General features: G+C 58.9%; 4 protein-coding genes and 1 pseudogene. 4 read left to right on the forward strand and 1 reads right to left on the reverse strand.

Features of this window, described 5'->3' with window-relative positions; all coding sequences use genetic code 11:
- Nucleotides 1-12: 12 nt before the first annotated feature.
- From QT222_RS06665 to QT222_RS06680, 4 genes are all read left to right on the forward strand, one after another.
- A complete protein-coding gene (locus QT222_RS06665; protein WP_004056710.1) occupies nucleotides 13-1200 on the forward strand; it encodes an ABC transporter substrate-binding protein in 1188 nt (395 codons plus the stop codon).
- A 100-nt stretch (nucleotides 1201-1300) separates the two neighbouring features.
- Nucleotides 1301-1972 carry an RraA family protein gene (locus QT222_RS06670; RefSeq protein WP_491476711.1) on the forward strand — a complete coding sequence of 224 codons (672 nt, stop codon included), beginning with the start codon at nucleotides 1301-1303 and terminating at the stop codon, nucleotides 1970-1972.
- A 251-nt stretch (nucleotides 1973-2223) separates the two neighbouring features.
- Nucleotides 2224-3057, forward strand: a complete 834-nt coding sequence (locus QT222_RS06675; protein WP_004056712.1) for a polysaccharide deacetylase family protein — start codon at nucleotides 2224-2226, stop codon at nucleotides 3055-3057.
- A 17-nt stretch (nucleotides 3058-3074) separates the two neighbouring features.
- Entirely contained in the window at nucleotides 3075-4505 is a 1431-nt protein-coding gene (locus QT222_RS06680) for an MATE family efflux transporter (RefSeq protein WP_491476712.1), read from the forward strand.
- A 100-nt stretch (nucleotides 4506-4605) separates the two neighbouring features.
- On the opposite strand, the pseudogene QT222_RS06685 reads toward QT222_RS06680, so the two are convergent.
- Nucleotides 4606-4982: pseudogene (locus QT222_RS06685) on the reverse strand (gamma-glutamylputrescine synthetase); the annotation flags it as partial.

Consider the following 4982-nt stretch of genomic DNA (forward strand, 5'->3'; position numbering starts at 1 on the left):
AGCCTAAACCTCATGGACCGAGATTCCGGACGACGGACGGAACCAACACGGAGAGAATATCTCAAGTACGGCGGGGCAGTCGTCGGTGGCGGATTGTTTGCTGGCTGTTTGGGTGACGACGGGGCGGATTCAACGCCGACGGAGAGTAACTCGCCGAGTACGTCGACTGAGACAGAGACGACTGACACCGAGACAACAACCGAGGATTCGAGCTATTCGGTGACGATGGAGCCAGTCGGAGAGGTACCTTTCGATCAGGTTCCCGAGAAGTGGTTTTCGTTCACCGGCGATTATGCAGACATGGGCGTCGCGCTCGGACAGGCTGACGGACTGCAAGCGGTGGGTATCCGCCAGCGGTTCGCGACGTGGTATTATAATGAGCTTCCCGGTGTTTCCGTCGATCGTGAAGGACTAACACAACTCTGGCAGGATGGCACCGACAAAGAGCTATTCTACGAACTCGATGCGGATGTCCACATCATCGATCCGAACTTCATGATCAACCGGATTCAGTGGACACAAGAGGACATCGACGAAATCAGCGAGAACGTCGGTCCATTCCTCGGAAATACGATCTTCTCCGGGAGCTACTCGTGGCACGATTACACGAAGTACTCGATGTACGAGGCCTTCGAAAAACTCGCGCAAGTGTTCCAAGAGGAGGAACGATACGAGGCCCTCAAAGAGATTCACGACCGGGTCGTCTCGGATGTCACGTCGCGTCTGCCCGAGGAGCGACCGGAAGTCGCTATTCTGTATCCACGGTCGAGTCCGCCGGAGACGTTCCTCCCGTTTGTGATGGATTCCGGGACGAGTTTCAAGCAATGGCGAGAACTGAATGTCCGCGATGCATTGGCGCAGTCGGACGTACAGAACTTCCACGAAAGCCGCAGCGAGGTCGACTTCGAGACACTGTTGGAGGTTGACCCGGAGGTCATCGCTATCCGACAGCACGGAGAACTGACGGAAGCGGAGTTCGAGTCGAAGTTCGTACAGCCGATGAAGGACCATGATCTCGGGAGCGAACTGCAGGCTGTACAAAACGACCGAGTAATCTATGCGGGCGCGCCGTATCAGGGGCCGATTGTGTACCTGTTCCAACTCGAACAGGCCGCACAGGACCTCTATCCCGATGTCTTCACGGAAGACGAGTTCTTCGACCGCCAACGGGTTGCTGACATCGTAACAGGCGAGTTCTGAGCCGACACCCACACTCACTACCCCGCTGGTTTCTCTGTGGCCGGTAGTTTTTAATTTTTAGGCCAACCTAAAACTAGTAGCGAACCATGAGGACGATACGATGGTAATCGACGACTTCGACCGACCCAGTGATGACCAACTGAGCGCGCTTGAGCAAGTGGACCCGAACGAACTCGGACACCACCGACACTTCGGTCACTCATCACCGGAACTGCGGTTCATGCGGACAGCAAGCTCGGCGAACATCGTCGGCTCCGCCCTCACTGTCCGGATTCCGCCTGTCGACGGGACGATGGTTCACAAGGCGACTGAACTCGCCGAACCGGGGGACGTCATCGTCATCCAGATGGACGGCCACGAAACGAACGCACCGTGGGGAGAAGTCACCACCCATGCGGCGGTTGCGAGCGGCGCACAGGGCGTTGTCATCGACGGCGCTGTGACCGATACGGCAGCAATCCGGGATATCGATTTCCCGGTGTTCGCACGAGCAAGGTCCAACAGGACGGTCTATCGCTTGCGTCAGAGTTTGGGTGGCGACATCAACGTCCCCGTGCAGGTCGGCGGTGCGGTGGTTCAGCCGGGGGACGCCGCAATCGGCAACGAAGACGGCGTCGTGTTCGTCCCACAGGACGAAATCGACCAGGTTATCGAACACTACACTGGAGGCGACGGGGCGGAATCCGAAATCATCGACCGCCTCTACGAGGGCGAGTCGCTGGCCGACATCTCGGGAGCGAACGACCGCATCGCCGAACGTGACCTGTCGTAAGGCGTATTCGTCGGGGTGTAGTGTGCCTTCGACCGGATGACCGCCCGGCTAGGTCACTAACCACCACTGCCACGTCAGCCACGATAGGTCTCTACGAGATTTCAAACGTCCTGTCTGACCCCACGGTATTGATGTGTTCCGCCGGTCAGCCTCGACGAACACATCGATAGAGACCTCTCTGTGTTCTTATTTTCGGAACACATTCTCCTTGTCGAAAAGCTTTAAGTTTTAGGTCAGCCTAAAAATAGGCGATGTCACAGTTTAAACAGCAATCAACTGACGATACTCCATGGGGTGACTACCAGTCTGCGGCTTCGTTTACGTTCGACCTCGACGCTGGCCAACTCTGGCGCGCAGGTGAAAAACAAAAAGAGGGTTTCGGGCGATTCGAGTTCCGCGGTGAGTTCGGTCCGACGGTCGCCGTCCCTCGTATTCTGGAGGTGTTCGACAAACACGATTGCCGATGTACCTTCTTCGTTCCCGGAAGAGTCGCAGAAGAGTGGCCGGAGACGATTAAACAGATTCACGACCACGGCCACGAAATCGCACATCACACCTATTCGCACGTCCATCCACGGACGCTCTCGAAAGAACGCGAGGAAACGGAGTTTCTGCGAACCGTCGAACTCTTCGAAGGCCTCACCGGCGAACCGCCGCTCGGCTACCGCGGTGGGCAGTCCGACCAAACACTGGAACTGGCAGAGGAGGTGGGGATGATATACGACTCGTCGATGATGGACACCGACATTCCGTACCTGCGCGACGACTATCCCCTCGTCGAACTACCGAACCACTTCTTACTCGACGACTTCGTCTACTGGGGATTCAACATGAAGCCCACGTTCGACTTCCAGTCGGGAATCTCACCTGTCGGTCCCGTCTTCGACACGTGGGAAGCGGAGTTCGAGGGACTGCACCGCCGCGGACGAATGTTCATGCTGACGATGCACCCGCAGGTCATCGGTCGCGCCAGCCGAATTGACGCGCTCGACGACCTGCTCGAAACGGTCACTAACACCGACGGCGCGTGGGTCGCAACCTGTGCCGAACTGGCCCGCCACTGGAAAGAACAAGAGGCGAACTAACGGGTGCGAGTCAGCTAATGGGAATCCGTAATGCGCTCGTGAGTATCTTCACCCGCCAGGACGACCTCGATTTGACCTCGGGGTCGATTGCTCGGCCGCTCGGGATACTCGCACTGCCGGTTATCATCACGAACGTCATTCAAACAGTCTACACGCTCGTCGACACGTTTTGGCTCGGGCAGTACGGCACCGCATCGCTAGCAGCGATTACTCTCGCGTATCCGCTCGCGTATTTCCTCCTTTCTGTGAGCTTCGGTCTTCCCGTCGCAGGCAGTATTCACGTCGCCCAAGCGACCGGCGGTGAAGACTACGAAGGGGCCGCCCACGCGGCGGCACAAACTGTGACGTACGGACTGATTTCAGGGGCCCTCGTCGGCGTTCTCGGCTTTTTCTTCGTCGACGACGTCCTCACGCTGTATGATATTACTCCAGAAGTTCACCGCTTCGCGACCGCCTATCTGCAGATAATGTCCCTCGGCTTACCATCGACCGTCGGGTTCGTCGCCTTCCTCTCGCTGATGCGCGGGTCCGGCGACACCATCACGCCGCTTCCGGTCATGATTGGTTCGATTACCCTTAACGCACTTCTCGACCCGATTCTTATCTACGGCTGGGGATTCGTCCCGGAACTCGGCATCCGTGGTGCCGCGATTGCGACGTTCACCGCCCGGAGTCTCGCGGCTCTCGTGGGATTCTACCTCCTATTCGTGTCCTCGAGAGGACTCGACGCCGAGTTACGCCAGTTCCGGCCGAATCTCTCTTGGGGTCGTCGACTCGCCCGGACGGGTCTACCCACGTCCGTCGAACAGATGGGACGGGGTATCTCGATTAACCTGCTTCTCGTTATCGTCGGGACCTTCTCGACGGCGGCCGTCGCCGGATACGGTATCGGGATTCGAGTCATCTCTACAATCGGTTTCGCAACAGTTGGCATCTCGCGGGCGGTCGAAACGATGACCGGACAGAACATCGGTGCGGGGAAACTCGACCGCGCCGTGACGACCAACTATCGTGCCGCAGTGATTGCGTTCGGTAGTCTCACCACAATCGCCATCCTCACGTGGGTCACCGCACGGCCGATTGTGAGTCTCTTTACCGACGAACCGGCAACCATCAGGTGCGGCGTCTCGTTCCTCCACTGGGTCGTCCCCACGTTCGGATTCATCGGCGTGTTGCGGACCTTCGTCGGCGGATTCCGCGGAGTCGGAATGACGACCGTCGCGGCCGTCATCGTGCTGACTACTCGGGGCATCATCCGACTCCCGATTTCGTGGTTCGGCGCGCAGGCCGTCGGCCCGAGCGGGGTCTGGATTTCCATCGCCATCTCGAACGTCGTCGGCGCGGTGCTCGCGCTTGCGTGGTTCAGACTCGGGTCGTGGCGAAACAACGCCATCGACACGCTCGACGACGCATCCCACGAACCGGCGGACGCGGTGGGGAGCGACTGACGACCTGTCGGAACGGTACGAATCTGACGGTCACCGTCGAGCAGTACAGACTACCTCGGGCCGCACCCCACGCCCGAGGGTCGTGTTCTCAGATGCCGTTTTAGTAGAGGTTTCGGAGTCGCTCCCGTTGCCACGCTCCCGCGCTCTCGGTGAACAACTTCCAGTGGTTCCGCTTGACTTCGACGTACGCATCGAAGAGGTCGGGACCAAGTGCCTCGCGCAATACCTCGTTTGTCTCTAACGCATCGAGCGCCTCACCGAGCGTCTGCGGGAGTCGCTTGATTCCCTTTGCGGTCCGCTGTGCATCCGTGAGGTCACACGGGTCGACCGAAGCCGGCTCCGGCGGTTCGAGTTCGCGCTCGATACCGTCGTTCCCGGCGGCGAGGAGTCCGATAAGTCCGAGGTACGGGTTCGCCGTGTTGTCCGCCCCGCGGAACTCGATTCTGGTCGAATCGGCTTCCCGTCCCTGTGCAGGTG

The organism is Haloferax sp. s1 (genome assembly GCF_058382125.1).

Coding starts and splice junctions, on each gene's coding strand:
- QT222_RS06675 (WP_004056712.1), top strand. CDS start 2,224: ATGTCACAGTTTAAACAGCAATCAACTGACGATACTCCATGGGGTGAC.
- QT222_RS06680 (WP_491476712.1), top strand. CDS start 3,075: ATGGGAATCCGTAATGCGCTCGTGAGTATCTTCACCCGCCAGGACGAC.
- QT222_RS06670 (WP_491476711.1), top strand. CDS start 1,301: ATGGTAATCGACGACTTCGACCGACCCAGTGATGACCAACTGAGCGCG.
- QT222_RS06665 (WP_004056710.1), top strand. CDS start 13: ATGGACCGAGATTCCGGACGACGGACGGAACCAACACGGAGAGAATAT.